Raw genomic sequence first — 261 nt, forward strand, 5'->3', positions numbered from 1 at the left:
GTCGTATCGAACGCAGTCGTCTCAATAGCATTGCCGAGCAGTTATATCCGTTTTTACAAAGTGAGCTGTTTTTATACTACCCAGCGCATGGCCTAGCCGAAACGCTCAATAAAAAAGTGGACAACCTGCTCAGTCATGGACTGATCGTCGAGTTGGGCGATGGTGTGCTTAGCGTTCCTGAGTCTAATAGTAAATGCTATCAGCAGCTACAGGTACTCGCGACGCCTGTCGAACAAAGCCTTGAGCGTTACTTTATGACGC

At 47.9% G+C, this 261-nt stretch carries 1 pseudogene; it reads left to right on the top strand.

Annotation, left to right across the window (positions count from 1 at the left end):
* A pseudogene (locus AAEY83_RS16240) lies at positions 1–261 on the top strand (glycerol-3-phosphate 1-O-acyltransferase PlsB); the annotation flags it as partial.

The organism is Psychrobacter sp. TB20-MNA-CIBAN-0197 (assembly GCF_040309765.1).
GTDB lineage: Bacteria > Pseudomonadota > Gammaproteobacteria > Pseudomonadales > Moraxellaceae > Psychrobacter > Psychrobacter submarinus.